Source organism: Acinetobacter sp. 2JN-4, assembly GCF_003687745.1.
Taxonomy (GTDB): Bacteria; Pseudomonadota; Gammaproteobacteria; order Pseudomonadales; family Moraxellaceae; genus Acinetobacter; species Acinetobacter halotolerans.
On record NZ_RDNY01000002.1, the window covers coordinates 308,479 to 329,312 of the forward strand.

Below are 20,834 nucleotides of genomic sequence, written 5' to 3' on the forward strand. Positions count from 1 at the left end.
TGCTTACTCTGACAAATCCATACAGAGGTATTTCATTTCGAGATATTCCTCTATACCGAATTTAGAGCCTTCACGTCCTAAACCTGACTGTTTCATCCCACCAAACGGCGCAACTTCATTGGAAATCGCTCCCGTATTGATGCCGACCATACCGTATTCAAGTGCTTCACCTACTCGCCATTGACGAGCACTGCTTTGGGTAAATAAGTAAGCCGCTAAACCAAATTCAGTATCATTGGCCATCGCCACCGCTTCATCTTCGATTTTAAAACGAAATAACGGTGCCAGCGGGCCGAAAGTTTCTTCTTTCGATACTTTCATCTCTTGGGTGACATTGGTCAGAACCGTTGGCTCAAAGAAGGTACCACCGAGTGCTGAACGTTGACCACCGATCCGCACAGTTGCACCTTTAGCAGTCGCATCAACAATATGAGACTGGACTTTGGCAATCGCATCTTCATCAATTAAAGGACCTTGCGTTGAACCTTCTTTGCGTCCATCCCCGACTTGCAGTTGAGACACCGCTTCAACCAAGCGCTCTGCCAAGGCATCATAAATACCATCTTGCACATAAATACGATTGGCACAAACACACGTTTGTCCGCTATTGCGATATTTGCTCGCCATAATGCCCTGAACCGCTTGATCCAGATTGGCATCATCAAACACCAGCACAGGTGCATTACCACCCAATTCGAGCGAGAGTTTTTTAATGGTTGGGGCACATTGTTGCATCAAGATGCGACCCACTTGGGTTGAACCTGTAAAGCTCAATTTACGTACAATATCACTTTCACAGAGCGTTTGACCCACTTCGATCGCATCACCACTGATATGGAGCAGTACATCCGCAGGCAAACCCGCTTGCAAAGCCAATACCTCGAGTGCATACGCGGTCAATGGTGTCTGTTCTGCGGGTTTCACCAACATCGAACAACCCGCGGCAATTGCTGGCGCAGCCTTACGCGTGATCATGGCCGCAGGGAAATTCCACGGCGTAATCGCTGCAGTGACACCAATCGCTTGTTTAATCACCAGCAAACGTTGATTGGGTAAGGTCGGCGTTAAAATCTCACCATCAATACGACGCGCTTGCTCTGCAAACCAACGAATGAACGAGGCTGCGTACGCAATTTCACCCCGTGCTTCAGCCAATGGCTTGCCCTGCTCAGCGGTTAAAATCTGTGCCAAATTTTCTTTATGCTCAAGCATGAGGTTGTACCATGCCAACAGCACATCAGCACGAACTAAAGCAGTTTGCTTTTTCCATGCCGCTTGTGCCTTGGCTGAACGATCAATTGCCGCTTCAACCTCTGCACGGTCATAGCTTTTCACCCATGCCAGTGTTTCACCTGTCGCAGCATCATTGACTTCGATATCATTGTTTGACGCCGGAGCGTCAAATGAAATATCGGGGTGTTGTAATAAATACTGCAAATTATCTTGAATCATGCAAATTGCTCCATTGCTTTTGCAGTAGCGACATTGAGTGTTGCAAAACCTTGTTTCAGAATATTGACACCATGACGGAATTGCTCAACAGGAATCGTTAATGGATAGAGGAAACGAATGACGTTCGCATATTTTCCACAAGTGAGAATCAATAAACCATGCTCCATCGCATAAGTTTGTATCGCTTTTGCTTGTTCTGCCGTTTCAAGCTCGACCGCAACCATCGAACCCAACGCGCGAATATCGGTCACAATATCTCCTGCTGCGCGCTGAATATCTTTAAGTACAACCACCAATTCAGCACCCAACTCATTGGCGCGTTCGCATAGCTTTTCTTCTTCAATGGCATCAATCACAGCATGCGCAGCTGCAACCGCGATTGGACTACCCGCATAAGTGCCGCCTAAACCACCGGGATTGGGTGCATCCATCACCTCAGCACGCCCCACCACACCAGAAATCGGAAAACCACCACCTAAGCTTTTTGCCATCGTGATTAGGTCAGCTTTGGTTTCATAATGATGCATGGCAAACAGTTGACCTGTGCGTGCGAAACCCGTTTGAACTTCATCTGCAACCAATAAAATACCGTGTTTATCACACAAGGTACGTAAGCGTTTTAAAAATTCAGCTGGCACCACATTGAAACCACCTTCGCCTTGTACAGGTTCAAGCACAATCGCAGCCACATCATGCGCTGCAATATCTTCACTAAAAATGTTTTCAATGCTTTCAAGGGCGGTGTCAATCGAAATACCTTTTTCTGGTACTGGATAACGTGCATGAAACACGCCTGCTGGCATCACCCCAAAGTCACGTTTGTAGGGTGCAGTTTTACCTGTCATCGCCATGGTCATAAAAGAACGTCCATGAAAACCATTACCAAAGGTGATAATGCCATGACGACCAGTGTATGAACGCGCAATCTTCACGGCATTTTCAACCGCTTCTGCGCCTGTAGTGAAAAATGCCGTTTTCGCTGCCCCTGCGATTGGCGCACGTGCATTAATACGTTCAGCCAAAGCCACATAACTTTCATAAGGGGTCACTTGATAAGCCGTATGGGTAAATTTAGTCAGTTGCTCGGTTACTGCCGCGATCACTTTCGGATGACGGTGTCCTGTATTGAGTACCGCAATCCCACCCGCGAAATCGATGTACTGTTTACCTTCTTTATCCCAAATCGTTGCATTTTCAGCTTTTTCCGCATACCACTGACACATCACACCGACGCCACGTGGGGTTGCTTGCTGTTTACGGGTATTCAGTGCAGAATGTTGAGCGTCCATTTTATTCCCTCATATATCATCGTCAGTTACAGCTTTAGTCTTGCATCCTAGGAGTCGATTTTTAGGATGAGATACAATGACTGTCTATAGCTGTAATTTCGCTCGTCTGATGACAACTGACGAGAGCCATTTTCAAACTGTAGGAGAGAGCCAATTGCGTAGTTTACTTGGAGATCATTTGCTGCAAAGACTCCAACAAGACACTGAGGGCAAACTACATCAACGTCTTTTTCGTTGTCTGCGTACGGCAATTATTGAGGGCGTTGTCCAACCGATGACGCGTTTGCCTGCTTCACGTGATTTAGCAAGTGAAATTCACGTCTCTCGAAATACCGTGCTCAGTGCTTATGAACAATTACAAGCAGAAGGCTACCTAGAGGCACGAACTGGACATGGCACGTGGGTCGCAGAGCAGCTCCCTGAAAGTTTCTTGAATACCAAAAACAAAAAGAACAATCCCGAACGCCTTCACATTGAAAGCTCTTATGCTTTATCACAGCGTGGCTCAAACTTATTGGGTTATGCTGCTGCCTCTCCACATCAGTGGGGTGCGTTTGTGCCGGGTGCACCCGATGTGACTGAGTTTCCCCATCATATTTTTAGTCGGATTCAAGCCCGTTTAAGTCGTGAACCCGATGTCAATCGACTGATTTATAGTAATGCAGGTGGCTGTATCGAACTCCGCAGTGCCTTGGCTGATTATTTACGCGTGGCGCGTTCCGTGCAATGTGACGCCGATCAGATCATTATCACTGAGGGCATCCACCAAGCCATCGATTTGGTCTCACGTGCACTCAGCGACATTGGAGACTGTGTGTGGATTGAAGATCCCGCCTATTGGGGCATGCGCAATACGCTCCGAATCAATGGCGTCAACATTCAACCGATGCCTGTGGATGCTGAAGGAATTATTCCTGAAAATAACCCAACCCAGCCTCCAAAACTGATCTTTGTCACCCCGTCTCACCAATATCCGCTAGGTTCCCACCTCAGTTTAGATCGACGCAGACAACTCATTCAAATTGCACGTCAACACAACAGCTGGATCGTGGAAGATGATTATGACAGTGAATTTCGTTTTTCAGGTCAACCTTATCCATCGCTTCAAGGTTTAGAAAATCATGCCCCTGTGTTGTATATGGGCACTTTTAGTAAAACCATTTATCCATCTTTGCGTATTGGTTACCTCGTGGTTCCCAAAGCGCTTTTTTCACCTCTGCGAATTGTGGCTGCCGAGTTATATCGTGGCGGGCATTTGCTGGAACAAAAAGCCTTAGCTGAGTTTATTCGTGAAGGACATTATGAAGCCCATATTCGCCGTATGCGCCTGCTCTATGGCAAACGACGAGACTATCTGGTCAGTCTCATTACGCGTTATCTCGGCGCTGAGTTTATCCATGAATATGATGAAGCAGCAGGCTTACATCTGGTGTTAAAATTACCGGCTCATTGTGATGATGTCGCCATCGCTGCGACTGCGCTTGAACGAGGGGTCAAAGTCCGCCCACTCTCACAATACTACATGCAATCACATGCTCACGCCCAACGAGGTCTGTTGATGGGCTTTGCCTGTGTCAATGAAAAAGACATGGTGATGGCTTTTGGTGTATTGCTGCAATGTTTACGTGAAGCAAAAGTGCCAACCCTTTCATAATTATTTCCAAAGCTAAATAAAAAGAACCTCTAAAAAGAGGTTCTAAGAACATCGACTGAACAAAAAAAATTAAATAGATTGTTTCTCTTGCAGCATCTCACTTTGGCGGCTTTTACCCCAATTAAATTTTTGCACCAGCACACCGACAGCCACAATAAATAGCGCCAATAAAGAAGTATAGGTCACTTCTTTAAAATAGGTTCCCTCAATCAACATGGTAATAATAGAACCGATAATGGCGAAAATCACCAAATAGGTCAGCCAAGGGAATAACCACATTTTAAAATCAAGTTTTACTCCTTCTGCTTCTAATTTTTTACGCATACGAAGTTGTGAGAATGCAATAGCTAAATACACATATAGCGCTGCTGTACCTGTTGCAAGCATGAAAATATCATAGACATTCATACTCTCAGTTGCGGTCAGGAACGTCGCAAACAATGCAAATAAACAAGACACCATCACCCCCATTCCAGGACTGCCTTTTTTATTTAACTGCCCCAAACTCTTCGGTGCATCACCCCGTTTAGATAAAGAGAACAGCATCCGTGAACAGGTATATAAAGCTGAGTTAAAACAACTACAAACCGAGGTGAGCACCACAAAACTGACAATATGACGTGCTTCAGGTATACCCAATGCGCTCAACGTCACACTATAGGTTCCCCACGTTGGATCTTTTAAAAGTGGATTATTATGTGGAATGAGACAAACAGTGATCAGCATAGAACCGACATAAAACAGCATAATCCGCCATACAATTGAATTGGAAGCTTTACGGATCTCTTTGGATGGATTCTTCGACTCTGCTGCGGCAACGGTTACGATTTCAGCACCAATATAAGCGAACATCACCCCCAGTAAAGCAGTGATCACAGATGAAAAACCATTTGGCATAAAGCCTTGTGCGGTCAGGTTGGTAATACCAGAGGTCGCTGAATCTCCCCATGGCCACAAATGCATTACAGCTAAGCTACCAATTACTAAGAAGATAATAATCGCAATAACTTTAATTAACGCAAACCAGAATTCAAATTCACCATAGTTTTTTACGTTCTGCAAATTGATCCAAACCAAGGAACCAATCACCAGCAGCATATAGCCCCAAATGGGAATAAAGGGAAACCAGTTATTTAAGATTTTACCTGCGACATAGGCTTCCCAACCCATGAGTAATGCCCATGAACACCAGTACAACCAACCAATCGTAAAACCAGCCCAACGACCAATGGCACGATCAGCATAGGTTGAAAAAGAGCCACTATCAGGGTTTTGAACTGCCATTTCCCCCAACATACGCATAATAAATAAAACCAGTAACCCGCCCAAACCATATGCCAGTACCGCTGCTGGACCTGCTGAGTAAATCACATTACCCGAACCGATAAATAAAGAGCCGCCAATCACACCCGCGATAGAGATCATGGTCAGATGACGTGATTGCAATCCATGTTTTAAATTTTGGGAGAGATTGGCTTCAGAACCGTGTTGATGTGCTGCCATATCATTTTCCTTAACCTATTGGGGATATTAGCAATTCGAGACGTATCTATCTCAATGCCCCATATATCCCTAAAAATTGTGCCGTACAAACCATCTCTTTCCACAAGAAAGAAAAATGATTTAAGCGGCGCTTCCGTATGCATACTTGCTATGGCTTTAATTTGTCGTTTTGACTCTGAAGAAACGAGAGCCATTTTTATAATAAAAGAGAGAGCCAATTGTAAAAATTATGCACAATATTGGCGAATGCCATCATTGTTCAAAAATACCGCGCAACATAGATATCTTTATATTTCTTATTTTCTGTCGCCTAGAAATCCCATGCCATCCTGTTATCTTGATCGTGAATAACCCATAAAAAAGCCCCTTCTCAACTATTGAAAAGGGGCTTTTTTTTAATCTTAATGCAACCAGTTAGAACGGTAAATCATCATCTAAATCAGCAGGTGCTGTCGCAGCAGGTTGTGGTACAGATTTTGGTGTATTAAAACCATTACCCGCTTGTGGATTGCCCGCATAATTGCCTTGACCCTGACCACCTTGGTTATTGTTGTTATAACCTGTATTTTGGTAACCACCGCCTTGATTATTATTGTTATTAAAACGTGGTTGGTTGAAATCGCCACCGCTCTGTTCACTACTTTGCTGACGTGAATCCAACATTTGCATTTGATCGCCACGAATTTCTGTGGTGTAACGCTCTTGACCATTTTGGTCTGTCCATTGGCGTGTACGCAATGAACCTTCGATGTACACTTTTGAGCCTTTGCGCAAATATTGCTGCGCGATTTCACCTAAACGGTTATGCAATACAATACGATGCCACTCAGTCTGTTCTTTACGTTCGCCCGTACTTTTATCTGTCCACGATTCACTGGTTGCAATCGAAAACTGTGTGAGCGAGCCACCATTTGGAAAAGTTTTTGTTTCAGGATCTTTACCCAAAGTACCGACTAAAATTACTTTATTCACACCACGCATTTGCTGTCATCATCCTATGTATTTCTGTGTTTTACTTTATAAGAGTTATGCTTAAATGGCTAGCTCTTTCCCCAACAGCTGCGTTAAATCCTGTCGCGCAGCATCATCTAAACACTGTTTATCGACTTTAATATAAGCAACTTGCTGATCAGGCATCACCACAACTTCTTCAATACCACGAATTGCCAATAGTTTTGAAGTCCACTCATCCATTTGTTTAATTTCAGGTAATGTAAACACCACTGAAGACAAATAACGCGGCTGGGCGAGACTAAAACTAATCAACAACCATAGTATAGCAATGACCGTCAACACACTCCAACCCAGTGCAGTATTCTGTAACATGATCAATTGACCACCCAAAATACCACCACAAAATGCACCTAAAAATTGGGCACTGGCATTCACCCCCATCGCAGTTGCTTTGGATTGCAGCGGTGCCGATTTAGACAACCACGATGGCAATAGTGCTTCCATAACATTAAACGCAATAAAGAAAATACCCAAACCTGCCAATAGCAGATATTTTGATTCATAACCAAAAATCAAAATAAAGAGTCCAAGAATAATCCCTGCGATTGCAGACAAGAAAATACCGCGCATTTTGCGATATTTTTCAGCAATGATAATGCTTGGAAAAGCAAAAAATAGACTAATCAGCAATAACGGTAAATACACCCAACCATGTTTTGCCAAAGGAATTTGAGCATATTCGATTAACTGCGACGGCACATACAAAAACATCGAGGTGAGAAGTAAATGTAAAGAAAAAACAGAAACATGCAGTCGATTTAAATCGGTCATCTGAATGACTTGTTTAAGCTGTGGCAAGTAGCCTTGTTGAAAGTTGCGATGATGGCGTGTGACTTTGGGAACCAACGACAACATCACGATCGCAATCAAGCCCATCAATGTCGTGACCCAAAACAGCCCTGAGATTCCCACGAGATGAGTCAACCAAGGACCTAGGCTAAAGGCAACCACAAACGACAGACCGATACTCATGCCCATAATCGCCATGGCTTTAGTACGTTGCTCTTCACGCGTCACATCTGCCAGCAAAGCCATGACCACCGCAGAAACCGCGCCAGCGCCCGCAATTGCTCGACCAATAATCACCCCATAAATGGTTTCTGACATGGCCGCAATCGCACCACCGAGTGCAAATAACAATAAGCCAAGGATGACCAAGGGCTTACGATTAAACCGATCCGCCAGCAAACTAAATGGAATTTGTAACAGTGCTTGGGTCAGTCCATACACGCCGACCGCCAAACCGATCAATGCTGGTGTTGCATATTGGTATGATTGTCCTGCAACCGCAAACACAGGAATAATCATGAACAAGCCCAACATGCGTAAGGCAAAAATGCTACTTAAGGCAAAGGTTGAACGGCGTTCTAAAGCATTCATCATTTCAAGACACTAAAACTGGCTCAGCAGATTATAAGCCATCCGCTCACAAAGCGTTAAAAAAACACGACCTAAAAATTAAAAAGGGACGTTTCCGCCCCTTAGTTTTATTCTAAGTCTTTAAACTGAATTCAAGCTTAAGGCAGTTGTTGCTGTCGTCTGTTGTATTGGATGGAAGCGATCACCGCCCAAACAATAAACGCCACACCAATCAAACCTGTGACCACTTCAGGTACATGCACACCCGTACCACTGGTAATCATGATAAAGGCCAAAGCACCAATCGCATAGTGCGCGCCATGTTCTAGGAAAATATAAGCCTCTAAAGTACCCTTCTCGACCAAATAAATCGTCATCGAACGTACGAAGATCGCACCAATCGCCAGACCGAGCATGATGATCACTACATCACTGGTAATCGCAAACGCACCAATGACGCCATCGAAACTGAAAGATGCATCGAGCACTTCTAAATACAAGAAACCACCAATCCCTGCTTTTACCACACCCTTCGACGCACCATCAGCACCTGAGGTTACTGCATTTCCACTCTCATCTACTTCGGGTTCACCACCCAGTAAATGACTTAAGACTTTCACGCCAATGTAAACCACAATGCCCCAAATACCCGCCATGGTCACAACCAGACGCTTCGCTTCATCGACATGCGACGCCATAATCAACATCGCCACCAATGCAATAAACACAGACATCGCAGGGACACTGGCCAAATGCGCAAGTTTAGATTCGATCCAACGGAACCAATGGGTTTCTTTTTCATCATCAAAGAAGAAGTTTAAAAACACCATTAACAGGAATGTGCCACCAAAGGCAGCAATCTCAGGATGATGTTCCATGAGGCGTGCGGAGTATGCCTTTGGATCATTCAGTGCCAATTTCACCACTTCCATCATACCCATGTCTGCGGTCACAGCCACAATCATAACGGGGAAGATTAAACGCATGCCAAATACAGCGATTAAGATACCGACAGTTAAGAATAGCATCTTCCAAAAATGATCCCAGTTGCGTAACACTGAGGCATTCACAACGGCATTATCAAATGAGAGTGAAACTTCCATAATGGCCAAGATGGCCGTAATGGTTAAGGCTTTGAGCATGGTTGACACACCCGCCTCAGGGCCATGCGTATAGCCCCAATAAGCAGACAGTGCCAAGCACACGATCGTAAAGAATATTGAAAAACGGAAATGCTTCATGAGCAGCCTTTTATTCGAAATTGTTGGGTCATAAAAATGTGTCTATTGTAGGCGAGTTTTTGCCGAAAGATAGTGCAGATTGTTGGACTTATTTTGAGATCAAACGCGATCAAAACCGACTTCTGTTATAGTTTTAACACGATTCATTTTCATCATTTTTTAACAGGTTCAATTCATGATTTTTTCCCAGACACTTTGGCAACGCAACCACCATTTATATCAACAAATTTTAGCCTTGCCCTTTAACCAAGAACTTGCTGCGGGCACCTTGGATCGTACGGTTTTTTGTCATTATGTGATTCAAGATGCACATTATTTATTGGCTTATGGTCGGGCACTTGCAGTTGCGGCAGCAAAAGCCTTTGATGCAGATGATGTGATTCAGTTTTCTGAGGCTGCCAAAATTGCGATCATTGTGGAGCGCAGTTTGCACAATGATTTTATGCAGGAATTTGACGTCTCTAAAACCGAGTTTGAAAACACGCCGTTGACACTCGCTTGTCATCATTACACCTCTTTCCTGACAGCGACGGCTTGGTCAGAAAGCTATCCCGTGATTTTGGCAGCTCTACTGCCTTGTTTCTGGATTTATGCAGAAGTGGGGAAAGACATCGTGAGCCAATCGGTTGCGAATAATCCGTACCAAGCATGGATAGATACTTATGCAGGTGAAGAATTTAATACAGCGGTACGCAATGTGATAGCGACCGTGGATAAAGTAGCGGCGCGCTGTGATGAAGATACTTTAGCAAAAATGCACGCGGCTTATACCATGGGTGCAAAACTGGAATGGTTGTTTTGGGACAGTGCCTATCAAAAACGTCAATGGTTCGGTTTAGACAACATTTAACCGATTAAAATCATTTATATCGTCGTAAAAAAGCCCCAATTAAGGGGCTTAGTCGTATATCGTATCGTCCGATATACTGTATGAGGCTCATCTCAAACTGATTGCATTAAAACACAAACGAGATCGAGTGAATACCTTTATCCATTAAAAAAAGTTAACCGCAATTAAAGCAATCAATGCCGGCACAGCTTGAATATAAATAATCTTTTTACTGGCGGTCAGCCCACCATAAATACCAGCCACCAACACACAGCCTAAAAAGAAATTCGCTAAAGGCAATGCGTAGCTTTCGGGTGCACACAACGACCACAATAAACCTGCGGCAAGAAAACCATTATAAAGACCCTGATTTTGTGCCAAGACCTTGGTCAGTTTTGCCTTTTCTAAACTATTACCAAATGCTTTTAAACCCGCGGGTTTATCCCACAAAAACATTTCAAGCACTAAAATATAAACATGCAATAATGCAATCAATCCTACGAGCAGTTGTCCGATCATACTTTTTTCCTTTTTATTGTGTCTGAACTTAAACAGACCAACCGCGCGGCTGATCTGCTATTTTTCCAATTATGGTTTTAATAATACTTTACCCTGACGAGCGCCCTGAGTCGCCTTCAGTGCAGCCGTTTTAATGTCATCAAAACTAAAAACACCCTCAACAGGTAAAGTCAGTTTCTTTTGTGTCGCAAGCGTTAACAGCTCAACAAACAACGCTTTTTTACGTTCTGCTGGCATTTCTTTATTGACCACACTTGCCCAAAAACCTTTCACCGTCGCTTGTTTGAATATCAAATCACCCGATGAAATCTGCATGGTTTCGCCCGTCATACTGCCAAATGAAACCAATAAACTATTTTCACTTAGCAAATTCAGCATCTCACCACTGGCCGTTCCACCGATTGAATCGACCCCAGCAATCAGAGCTTGATCCGCATGAATGGCTTTGACTTGTTGCTTCCAATCTTCCTGATCAGTTGCAACCACATGTTGGATACCTAAAGCCTGCATCTCAGCAATTGCATCAGTACGGCGTACTAGGTTAATGACTTGTAAACCGCGTGCCTGTGCAATCATGGCAACTGTTTTACCGACTGCGCCATTGGCAGTATTTTGAATCAACCATTGTCCTGCTTGAACATTCACGAAATCTAATAACATCAAGGCACTAATCGGCATCCCGATCAATTGTGCTGCTGTTTCATCATCAATCGCATCGTTTAAAGCAATGATACTGTGTGCAGGGGCAATAAAATATTCAGCCCAACTCCCATGGACACCAGCGACTGCTACTCGTTGACCTAGTTTACTTTGATCAACGCCTTCACCGACTGCATCGACAATACCCACCGCTTCGCTCCCGCCAATGGCAGGTAAGGTCGGCTTGTAGCCATAACTACCACGCACGGTCCAAACATCATGATTATGCATCGGAGACATGATGGTCTTGATACGTACTTCACCCGCTTTGGGTTCAGGTTGAGGCATATCACCTAACGCTAAAACGTCTACGGGTTCGCCAAATTGATGATGGATAATACTTTGCATAATTTATTCCTGTATCGGTTGTAACAGCTGTTGCGTGGTTTCTAAGGCCAAATGTAATGGTGCTTTGTCCTGTGCCAATTTGGTCATCAATGCAGCACCTAACCATAGTTGGTACATCACTTGAGCTGTTTTAAATGGGTCAAGATGTGTCGGAATCGAACCCTGCTGTTGCCCTTCTTGCAGCAATAAAGCCACCTGTTGCGTCAGCCGATGCACACCTAAGTTCAAAATCTGTCGCATGTCTTCTGATAGATCAGAAACCTCTGCCGCGAGTTTCACAATTAAACAATTCTCTGCCCAACTGCCATAAATAGGATCGTCAATCCACGCCTGCCACAAAGCCATCAACCGTGCATAAGCACTTGATTCGCTCTGCTGCCAAAGTTGTTCCATTCGTACTTTATAGTCAGCCATATATTGTTCTAACAAAGCACAACCAAAGGCTTCCTTTGAAGCAAAATAATGGTAGAACGAACCTTTCGGCACATCACAGGCTTTTAAAATTTCTTGTAAGCCAACGCCGACAAAACCTTTACGCAATACCAATTCAAAACTGGTATCTAAAATGTGTTGTCGAGTTGCTTCACTCTTCATTGATCGTTTCATGTCCATACTATAAATTAATATTAGACCAGTCGTCTAGTAAAGTTATGTATTTTTCTTCGCCTACACCTTAGCTGTAGATATCTGTGGCAATGAATGATAAAAATACAACTCGGTTAGCGTGAGACAGTGGTTATAAATGTGGTCTAACCGTCACAATTTGTCGTTTTAAATATTTTTATACCACTTGAACAATTTTAAGGCGCTATCATATAAGACCTGTTCAACAGTAAGATGCTGCTCAGAAATTATTTTAAATTTAGATGTACTGAATCTTCCAGCATTGCATTTAAATAGAATAATTGATGATGCATGACATCAATGTTCAACGTCGTTTGATTTTCTATTTGCATATTATTGAGATGTTTTAATGAGCCAAAGTCATATCCGTATTCGAGGTGCACGTACCCATAATTTAAAGAATGTGTCACTCGATATTCCACGTGACAAGTTTGTGGTGATCACAGGGCTTTCAGGTTCAGGGAAATCATCGCTCGCATTTGATACATTATATGCTGAAGGCCAACGTCGCTATGTTGAATCGCTTTCAGCCTATGCACGCCAATTCCTTTCGCAAATGGAAAAACCTGAGGTTGATTCCATTGAAGGTTTATCGCCTGCAATTGCGATTGAGCAAAAATCCACGAGCCACAACCCTCGCTCAACTGTCGGCACGATTACTGAAATCTATGACTATTTGCGTTTGCTCTACGCGCGTGTCGGCACACCGTATTGTCCTGAACATGACCTCCCGATGGTGGCACAAACCGTTTCAGAAATGGTCGATGCGGTCAAAGCGCTGGAAGAAGGCACCGCACTGATGTTGCTTGCGCCTGTGGTACGTGAACGTAAAGGTGAATACACTCAACTGTTTGAACAATTACAAGGTCAAGGCTTTGTACGTGCACGTGTCGACGGCGAAATTATTGATATAGATAGCCCACCTGAACTGGATAAAAAGAAAAAACATACCATTGAAGTGGTGGTGGACCGTTTTAAAGTCCGTGATGACTTAGGCAATCGTATCGCAGAGTCTTTTGAAACAGCGCTGCGTTTAGGCAGTGACATTGCCGTTTTATCGTGGATGAATGGAGAACACCCTGAACGTGTTTTTTCAGCCAAACATTCATGCCCTAAATGCGATCGTGCCGTAGCTGAACTTGAACCACGTTTATTCTCGTTCAACAATCCATTTGGTGCCTGCCCTGTCTGTGATGGCCTAGGCACACGCAGCCATTTCAGCGCAGATAAACTGATTCCAAATCCTGAACTCGCGATTAGCCAAGGGGCGATCCGCGGTTGGGATAGACAGCGTCCGTATTACTACACCATGTTGCAAAAAGTCGCAGATCATTTTGGCATTGGCTTAGATGAGCCGTGGAATACGCTGGATAAAGACACACAAAAGAAATTCTTACAAGGCACAGGCAAAGAGAAAATCGACCTCAGTTATATCGATGAGCGTGGACGTAAACACAACCGTGTTCAAGCCTTTGAAGGTGTATTGCCGCATTTAGAACGTCGTTATCGTGAAACCGAATCAAATTACGTGCGTGATGATCTGGCGCAATATTTATCTAATGCTGCCTGTGATGCTTGTGATGGTTCGCGTCTCAATGAAATCTCTCGTCACGTCCGTGTCAAAGATAAAACCATTGCCCAAATCACCCAAATGTCGATTGGTGATGCCGAGAATTACTATCAAGACCTCAGTCTTGAAGGTGCTAAAGGTGAAATCGCCGATAAGATCTTTAAAGAGATTCGTGAGCGTTTACATTTCTTGGTCAGCGTTGGATTGAATTATTTGAGTTTGGCACGTTCAGCAGAAACCCTCTCGGGTGGTGAAGCACAACGTATTCGTCTCGCTTCGCAAATTGGTGCAGGCTTGATGGGCGTCATGTATGTACTGGATGAACCATCAATTGGTCTACATCAGCGCGATAATGATCGCTTGTTGCAGACTTTGGTTCGCTTACGTGACTTGGGCAATACCGTGCTAGTAGTTGAACATGATGAAGATGCCATTCGTGCTGCCGACCATATTATTGATATTGGACCAGGTGCTGGAATCCATGGCGGTGTCATTATCGGTGAAGGTAGCTATGACGAGATTGCCAACAATAAAGACTCGCTTACAGGTCAATATCTTTCAGGCAAACTGAAAATCGCAATACCTACGCAACGCACCCTATCACCACGCCCCGACGAATTTATCAAACTCTCTGGGGCAAGTGGTCATAACTTACAAAATGTCGATCTCACCATTCCATTGGGCATCATGACCTGCGTGACTGGCGTTTCGGGTTCAGGTAAATCGACCTTAATTAACCGTACCTTATTGCCTTTGGCTGCAACTCAGCTGAATGGCGCAACCACACTGACTGCCGAAAAATTCGATTCGATTGATGGTTTGCAGCATCTTGATAAAGTAGTGGATATTGATCAAAGCCCGATTGGCCGTACTCCGCGTTCGAATCCTGCAACATATACAGGTTTATTCACTCCAATTCGTGAATTATTTGCACAAACGCCTGAAGCCAAAGCACGTGGTTATAGTGCAGGTCGTTTCTCGTTTAACGTCAAAGGTGGACGATGTGAGGCCTGTGAGGGCGATGGCATGATCAAGGTGGCGATGCATTTCTTACCCGATATGTATGTGCCGTGTGATGCTTGTCATGGCAAACGTTATAACCGTGAAACTTTAGAAGTCGGTTATAAAGGCAAGAACATTTCTGATGTTTTGGAAATGACGGTGGAAGATGCAGCAGAGTTCTTTAGTGCGATTCCTGTGATTCACCGTCGCTTAGATACCTTAATGCAAGTCGGTCTGGGTTATATTCGTTTAGGTCAAGCCGCAACCACGCTTTCAGGTGGTGAAGCACAACGGGTTAAACTGGCGCGTGAGTTGGCAAAACGAGATACAGGTAAAACCTTATATATCTTGGATGAACCAACCACAGGGCTGCATTTCCATGATATCGCCAAGCTACTCGACATCTTGTATGAGCTACGCAACAAGGGAAATACCATTGTGGTGATTGAGCATAATTTGGATGTGATCAAAACTGCTGACTGGGTGATTGATTTAGGGCCTGAAGGTGGTTCAGGTGGCGGTCAAATCATCGCTGAAGGAACACCTGAGCAAGTGGCTGAGGTTGAAATGTCACATACAGGTAAGTTCTTAAAACAGATGTTGAAATAGGATATTTTTTCCTATCATCAATAAATGTTAAATTTTATCAGCAGGATTAAGTAAACAATTTTAATCCTGCTTTCGATCAATAAATCTTAATATTCTTGAATAAAATTCAGGGAACATTAAATGCATGAATTAGATATTAATAAATTGCAATTTAAATTTGATTTAGAGTTTGGTCTAAAGACAGCCGAAGATATTCAACAATGGGCTATACTTGCTCTAGAGGTCGCCCCCTCAAATGAATTGGCATTAGATATTTGTTTTTTATCTACACCTGACGAGATACTGAATTATTTTAAAAACATCGACCGAAGCAATACACTCATGAGCCACAATAGGCAAATCATTTATAGAAAAATAGATAACTACCTTACAAGTCTTTTTAATATAGCTCCGTCAACAGAGTTTATTTCTCATACTTTCCAAAGACTCCTTAGCATTGCCAAATACATTGAAGATGATAAATTATACGACTTCGTAAATCATTATGGTGACGAGCATCATCTTGCTTTGCACGGATGCTCTCGATACGAATTAAATGAAATATTTCCATTATTCTTAGTAGAGCTAAAAAGTTGGATGAAAAATTATCATTAATATTATGATATTACCCCTCTACTACATTCTTACCTCTGGCTTTCGCTTTTAACAACGATTGATCCGCTTTTTCCAAAAGCTCTAGCCAACTCTCTGCACCGATAGCCACCCCGATACTGACAGAAACCTGAATCGCCTTCCCCAGACTTGTAACAGCGATATTCTGCGTAGCAATCCCTAAGCGAATACTTTCCGCAATCGCTTTTGCTGCCTCCATTTGAATACTCTCGATCACCACCAAGAACTCATCACCGCCATAACGCACGATAAGATCAGAAGCACGTACATTCTGCTTGAGTTGATTAGCAACCATTCCGATCACCTCATCGCCAACCAGATGCCCGTATTGATCATTTACATACTTAAAATGATCAATATCGATTGCAAACACACATGTCTGAGATAGCGCATTCGGCTTAGAGGTTAAATCATTAATATATTCTTCTAATGCCAACCGATTTGATACACCCGTAAGTGTGTCGGTATTTGCAATTTGCTTGAGTTGCGACTCCATCAAATCACGCTGTTTAAGCATGACTTTTAATTTATTAATCGCTTCAAACAAGGTATAAAACTCATGTTTTGATTTCTGACGAGAAGGTGGCTCATGCATCGTATCCGATAAACCCAAAATCATCTCACGTGCTTTAATCAAAGGGCTAAACACCTTTCTCTTGGTATAGATCATCGTAAATAAAGCAATTAATAATGATAAGCTTGAAATAGACAGTGTAAAAAAATACTGTTGTTTAGCATTTTTATTCTGTTGCGTTGCGATATGGACACTGTAATCTAAAATATACTTTTGTAGATCCATGACCGTGGTGTATTTATCAACAATTTGCTCTGTCAGTTGCGTCCCTGTTAAAAAATACGTTTGATTATTTTGACTTTCATCCAATAATCTACGGATGATAGGTAATCCTTGCTCTAAGAACTCCGTTCTTACACGTTGGTGTAATCGAATGTAATCTGAAGTTTTCATATATTGCGGTTGAATCACATCAACCAAGGACCAAAGATATCTAGCCTGATGCTCTGTTTGCAAAGTCCTTGCACGGTTTATATCAGAAATTTTTTCAGAAAAAGTAATAGGCGCCATAACATTAGATGCAACTCGTCCTGCCTGATCACGCATATCTGTTAAAATCAAAATAGAAATAAAATAATTCGACATCTTACTGTCTTTACTTTTCGACTGCGCCATCAACTCATTGAGAAGCTCACGGCTGTTATCCCAAACACTAAACATGGTTAAAATGGCATGATCAAGTTGCTGCGATGTGCGTTGAGACTGTGGTATTTCCGCATATGCATCGACGATTTTACGCGCCTGCTCTAATTTTAATTTCAAATCAGTTTGGAGCTGTGCTGCTACTGATTTGAAACCCGCTTGATTTAGAGTCGATACTGTTTCATTAATCTGCTTATCAACGACCGATCTAAACTCAGCCAATTCCTGTTTATTTTTTTCTATTTCTTCTAATGTACTCGACATAACCTTATTTGCAGGTCCGCGCTCTCTAGAAATCTTATTTGCAGTTTGGACTAATGCACGTAAGCTGGTGATTTCAGTCAAAACCTGATTTGTTTTATTATATTCTTGAAAACTATTAAGAATTAAAGGAATAGAAATATATAGGATTGATAAGATAATGATCGCCATACAGACAAAAAGTCGAAGGCTGATTTGTTCTGAACGTAATTTAACACGTCTTAAGTTACGTCCCATAAACCCACCTTGTCTTTCTCAAAAAGCCATCCAGATTGATTTTTAAACAATCAATAATTTTACCTGTGTTCTCGCAACCACAGCAACTTTTCAATTCTCTCAATATCATTGATCAAATCACCTAGCAGCAAAACTATTGGATAAACAGATTCTAAAGATGAAAATTATCAATTTTACAAATTAAGATCATCCGCACATAATTTAATCAAGCCAAGCAATATCTGAATCTGTACTTTTAACCCTCTAGGATGTTTTCTCCCCCAAGTATAAACATCCTATTTCCAAGCCCAACTTTTTCGTTAAAGTTGGGCTTTTTTTTAAGAAAAAGATTTTATTGCGTCTCTAACAATTTCAATTGTTGTAATGCTTGATAAACAGTCGCTTTACGCGCATCGCCCTGCTTAGGATTATTTATTTGCATATTTAAAGAAAATGCAATCACCTGCCCATTCGGTTGCTCAATCCAGCCTGTCCACCAACCTACTTGCGGCGTTACATCCATACCCCAACCACTTTTGGCATAAATTTTGGTTCCTTTAACTTCATCAACCAAAACCATCTGTTTCACTTGTTCCTGCACAGATTGATCAAATGCAAGCTGCTTATGAGCCAAAGCATAAGCAAATTTGACTTCTTCAACAGGGGTAATCTCGAGTGGACCAACCAGCCAAAAATCATCGACTTGCGTTCCGATCTCAGCATTGCCGAAGCCCACTCGCTTCACTTCGTTCGCCATCAGCTCTAAACCAATACGTCGAGCCAATTCTTGATAAACAGGCACTGCCGATACCTGCATTGCCTCGGCTAAGGTTAAATCTTTTTCCCAGCTCGCAAAAGCACGCTTTTTGCCATCCCATTTATACACTTCGTTTGGCGGACTTTTGTGATGCTGTATCCCAATCAATGCATTTAACATTTTGAAGGTTGAAGCAGGAATAAATGCTGTATTGGCACGGCTCAGATCATTGCCATATGCTTGAAGTGTTTGCCCATCATATGTAACAAATACGCCAACAGTTTGAGCATGTTGGAATAAAGAAGCGATCTCGGTTTGGTCGTGTTTTTTTGACACGGCGCTTTGAGTTGGGGCGTGCAAATTTTGGCAACCTAGCAACGTCAGTCCAATCATTACAGATGCGCAAAGGCTAAGATGTTTTAGTATTTTTGGCATAAGAAAAGCAGAAGTCGAGTATAGATTTGATTACTATAAACCTTTTGTATTATTCGCTCTGTATTGTTATCTCATCTATAATAGGAAATGAACAGACAAAAAAAAGCTCAACCTTGGGGAAAGCTGAGCTAGTAAACTACAAATACACAAAGAAAATGTTCCGAGATCGTAAAATGCAAATTACCTATCTCTTGCTTCACATTATGTGAACTATACCTCACAATGTAAAACTGATTAAACAAATTACATTTAAAAAATTAATCGGTAAATTAGATTTAATCTTTAAATCATTTCTTTCTCAGTTTTAAATTGATCATGATTTCATCAAAAATTATTCGCTTTTTTTTGTATATTTCATCGCAAAATTATTAAAAAAATATGTTTAAACCACACTTTTAATGGCAAAATTATGACACAAGCCAGCACAAGTTGAATGTAAAAAACGATTGAAACAATCGAATTAACCAATCAAACAAATCTCATACAGCACTTAAAAATGATCTTCCTCCTTAGCTCTAAACAATTATATCTATTTGTTAATTATAACTTTTATTGAGCGTTGACAACAAACTTTGCTTTTGTTTGTTTTTTAAACAAAATGTGGTCAGTGTTTCACCCTTCGTCGGAGGCTTGGATTTATGACATTGACATCATACTTTGTTACAATACAATGACCCCAACTTAACTCAATCACTGTTAAAGCTGGAAATTATTATGAAAAAACTCGGTTTAGCCACTGCTTTATTATTAGCCATGACCGGTGCTAACGCTTATCAAGTTGAAGTTCAAGGTCAATCTGAATTTCTAGATACTAAGCAAAATGACAAAGACTTTACTGGTGCTGGACAAGTAAGTTACTTCTTCAAAAATGTAGACACTTCTAAAGGTCCTTTAGCTGAAGCTGCGTTCTTAAACCATGCATCTAACGTTTCTGTTGCTTATAGCTTTGCGAAAGAAAGCGGTGATGAAATCGTAACTACAAAGAACGAATCTCTTGGTGCTAAAGGTGAAGCTTACATCCCTACACCTTACCTACCAGTTTATACAAGTGCTGCATATAGCCACTCTAAAACTAAAATCGATGGCAAAAAAGACAATGGCGATCGTTATGCATTAGAAGTGGGTGCAATGCTTTCACCTAATTTCTTAGTTGCTGTTGGTTATACTAGCATTGCTGACCAATTCGCTTTAGATGCAAACAGCGTACTTTCACGTGGTATTGCTAAATCAGTAGCTGAAGCACAAACAATCGGTCAAGACCAAGATGCGATTACTGCACGTACTAAATACGTAGGTAACATCGACGGTACTAACATGGCTGTAGGCTTTGAAGCTGGTCTTGTATATGGTGATGACACTGCTTTCGAATTAAAAACTGATCTTTACCTAACACCTAAGTTAAGCGTTGGTGCTTCTTACGCAGAATCTAGCTTTAACGAAGTTCGTGATTCAGCTTGGGGCGCGAACGTAAACTACTTCATCACGCCAGCGGTTGCTGTTGGCGCAAGCTACGTAAATGCAAATGCAGTAAATGCTGACTTAGATACGCAAACTGTTGGCGTAAACGCGAAGTTCCGTTTCTAAGATTGAATCTATGCTCTATATAGAGCAGACGATACATCATA

General features: G+C 42.3%; 16 protein-coding genes. 5 read left to right on the top strand and 11 right to left on the bottom strand.

Features of this window, described 5'->3' with window-relative positions; genetic code table 11:
- Nucleotides 1-3: 3 nt before the first annotated feature.
- Together EAH57_RS04390 and gabT are read right to left on the bottom strand one after the other, a co-directional pair.
- Nucleotides 4-1,452: an NAD-dependent succinate-semialdehyde dehydrogenase gene (locus EAH57_RS04390; protein WP_121928991.1), complete on the bottom strand. Its 1,449-nt coding sequence runs from the start codon at nt 1,450-1,452 to the stop codon at nt 4-6.
- Entirely contained in the window at nt 1,449-2,741 is a 1,293-nt protein-coding gene (gene gabT, locus EAH57_RS04395) for a 4-aminobutyrate--2-oxoglutarate transaminase (protein ID WP_121928992.1), read from the bottom strand. The genes EAH57_RS04390 and gabT overlap by 4 nt, the downstream gene beginning before the upstream one ends.
- Before the next feature lie 154 nt (nt 2,742-2,895).
- On the opposite strand from gabT, the gene EAH57_RS04400 reads away from it, so the two are divergent.
- Entirely contained in the window at nt 2,896-4,395 is a 1,500-nt protein-coding gene (locus EAH57_RS04400; protein ID WP_213071140.1) for a PLP-dependent aminotransferase family protein, read from the top strand.
- 69 nt (nt 4,396-4,464) lie between these two features.
- Here EAH57_RS04400 and EAH57_RS04405 read toward each other — a convergent pair whose 3' ends face one another.
- The 4 genes from EAH57_RS04405 to EAH57_RS04425 all read right to left on the bottom strand — a co-directional run bounded on the left by EAH57_RS04405 (nt 4,465) and on the right by EAH57_RS04425 (nt 9,512).
- Nucleotides 4,465-5,898 (bottom strand): amino acid permease, encoded by a 1,434-nt coding sequence (locus EAH57_RS04405; protein ID WP_121928993.1) that lies wholly within the window; start codon nt 5,896-5,898, stop codon nt 4,465-4,467.
- A gap of 414 nt (nt 5,899-6,312) precedes the next feature.
- Nucleotides 6,313-6,879, bottom strand: a complete 567-nt coding sequence (gene ssb, locus EAH57_RS04415; protein ID WP_121928995.1) for a single-stranded DNA-binding protein — start codon at nt 6,877-6,879, stop codon at nt 6,313-6,315.
- A 51-nt stretch (nt 6,880-6,930) separates the two neighbouring features.
- Nucleotides 6,931-8,295, bottom strand: a complete 1,365-nt coding sequence (locus EAH57_RS04420; protein WP_121928996.1) for an MFS transporter — start codon at nt 8,293-8,295, stop codon at nt 6,931-6,933.
- A 134-nt stretch (nt 8,296-8,429) separates the two neighbouring features.
- On the bottom strand, nt 8,430-9,512 hold the full coding sequence (locus tag EAH57_RS04425; RefSeq protein ID WP_121928997.1) for a DUF475 domain-containing protein: 1,083 nt from the start codon (nt 9,510-9,512) through the stop codon (nt 8,430-8,432).
- Between the two features lie 175 nt (nt 9,513-9,687).
- On the opposite strand from EAH57_RS04425, the gene tenA reads away from it, so the two are divergent.
- Nucleotides 9,688-10,362, top strand: a complete 675-nt coding sequence (gene tenA, locus EAH57_RS04430) for a thiaminase II (RefSeq protein ID WP_121928998.1) — start codon at nt 9,688-9,690, stop codon at nt 10,360-10,362.
- 144 nt (nt 10,363-10,506) lie between these two features.
- Here tenA and EAH57_RS04435 read toward each other — a convergent pair whose 3' ends face one another.
- From EAH57_RS04435 to EAH57_RS04445, 3 genes are all read right to left on the bottom strand, one after another.
- The gene (locus tag EAH57_RS04435; RefSeq protein ID WP_121928999.1) at nt 10,507-10,860 is read right to left on the bottom strand and encodes a DUF1304 domain-containing protein; all 354 of its coding nucleotides are present in this window, start codon (nt 10,858-10,860) and stop codon (nt 10,507-10,509) included.
- Between the two features lie 69 nt (nt 10,861-10,929).
- A complete protein-coding gene (locus EAH57_RS04440) occupies nt 10,930-11,907 on the bottom strand; it encodes a zinc-binding dehydrogenase (protein WP_121929000.1) in 978 nt (325 codons plus the stop codon).
- Between the two features lie 3 nt (nt 11,908-11,910).
- A complete protein-coding gene (locus EAH57_RS04445) occupies nt 11,911-12,513 on the bottom strand; it encodes a TetR/AcrR family transcriptional regulator (protein WP_121929001.1) in 603 nt (200 codons plus the stop codon).
- A gap of 367 nt (nt 12,514-12,880) precedes the next feature.
- On the opposite strand from EAH57_RS04445, the gene uvrA reads away from it, so the two are divergent.
- Both uvrA and EAH57_RS04455 read left to right on the top strand, forming a co-directional pair.
- The gene (uvrA, locus tag EAH57_RS04450) at nt 12,881-15,712 is read left to right on the top strand and encodes an excinuclease ABC subunit UvrA (RefSeq protein WP_121929002.1); all 2,832 of its coding nucleotides are present in this window, start codon (nt 12,881-12,883) and stop codon (nt 15,710-15,712) included.
- 120 nt (nt 15,713-15,832) lie between these two features.
- A complete protein-coding gene (locus tag EAH57_RS04455; protein ID WP_121929003.1) occupies nt 15,833-16,306 on the top strand; it encodes a hypothetical protein in 474 nt (157 codons plus the stop codon).
- A gap of 10 nt (nt 16,307-16,316) precedes the next feature.
- On the opposite strand, the gene EAH57_RS04460 is transcribed toward EAH57_RS04455, so the two are convergent.
- Nucleotides 16,317-18,038: a GGDEF domain-containing protein gene (locus EAH57_RS04460; protein ID WP_121929004.1), complete on the bottom strand. Its 1,722-nt coding sequence runs from the start codon at nt 18,036-18,038 to the stop codon at nt 16,317-16,319.
- Between the two features lie 331 nt (nt 18,039-18,369).
- Nucleotides 18,370-19,209, bottom strand: coding sequence for a class D beta-lactamase (gene blaOXA / locus EAH57_RS04465; RefSeq protein ID WP_121929005.1), 840 nt, complete (start codon nt 19,207-19,209; stop codon nt 18,370-18,372).
- Nucleotides 19,210-19,920: 711 nt separating this feature from the next.
- Here blaOXA and omp33-36 point away from each other — a divergent pair.
- Nucleotides 19,921-20,793, top strand: coding sequence for a porin Omp33-36 (omp33-36, locus tag EAH57_RS04470; RefSeq protein ID WP_265936488.1), 873 nt, complete (start codon nt 19,921-19,923; stop codon nt 20,791-20,793).
- The last annotated feature ends 41 nt before the right edge of the window (nt 20,794-20,834 follow it).

Excerpts from the sequence above, each read along its gene's own strand:
- EAH57_RS04455 (WP_121929003.1), top strand. The coding sequence starts at position 15,833 with ATGCATGAATTAGATATTAATAAATTGCAATTTAAATTTGATTTAGAG.
- EAH57_RS04445 (WP_121929001.1), bottom strand. The coding sequence starts at position 12,513 with ATGAAACGATCAATGAAGAGTGAAGCAACTCGACAACACATTTTAGAT.
- EAH57_RS04425 (WP_121928997.1), bottom strand. The coding sequence starts at position 9,512 with ATGAAGCATTTCCGTTTTTCAATATTCTTTACGATCGTGTGCTTGGCA.
- EAH57_RS04405 (WP_121928993.1), bottom strand. The coding sequence starts at position 5,898 with ATGGCAGCACATCAACACGGTTCTGAAGCCAATCTCTCCCAAAATTTA.
- tenA (WP_121928998.1), top strand. The coding sequence starts at position 9,688 with ATGATTTTTTCCCAGACACTTTGGCAACGCAACCACCATTTATATCAA.
- EAH57_RS04460 (WP_121929004.1), bottom strand. The coding sequence starts at position 18,038 with ATGGGACGTAACTTAAGACGTGTTAAATTACGTTCAGAACAAATCAGC.
- EAH57_RS04440 (WP_121929000.1), bottom strand. The coding sequence starts at position 11,907 with ATGCAAAGTATTATCCATCATCAATTTGGCGAACCCGTAGACGTTTTA.
- ssb (WP_121928995.1), bottom strand. The coding sequence starts at position 6,879 with ATGCGTGGTGTGAATAAAGTAATTTTAGTCGGTACTTTGGGTAAAGAT.
- EAH57_RS04420 (WP_121928996.1), bottom strand. The coding sequence starts at position 8,295 with ATGATGAATGCTTTAGAACGCCGTTCAACCTTTGCCTTAAGTAGCATT.
- EAH57_RS04390 (WP_121928991.1), bottom strand. The coding sequence starts at position 1,452 with ATGATTCAAGATAATTTGCAGTATTTATTACAACACCCCGATATTTCA.
- blaOXA (WP_121929005.1), bottom strand. The coding sequence starts at position 19,209 with ATGCCAAAAATACTAAAACATCTTAGCCTTTGCGCATCTGTAATGATT.
- EAH57_RS04435 (WP_121928999.1), bottom strand. The coding sequence starts at position 10,860 with ATGATCGGACAACTGCTCGTAGGATTGATTGCATTATTGCATGTTTAT.
- gabT (WP_121928992.1), bottom strand. The coding sequence starts at position 2,741 with ATGGACGCTCAACATTCTGCACTGAATACCCGTAAACAGCAAGCAACC.
- uvrA (WP_121929002.1), top strand. The coding sequence starts at position 12,881 with ATGAGCCAAAGTCATATCCGTATTCGAGGTGCACGTACCCATAATTTA.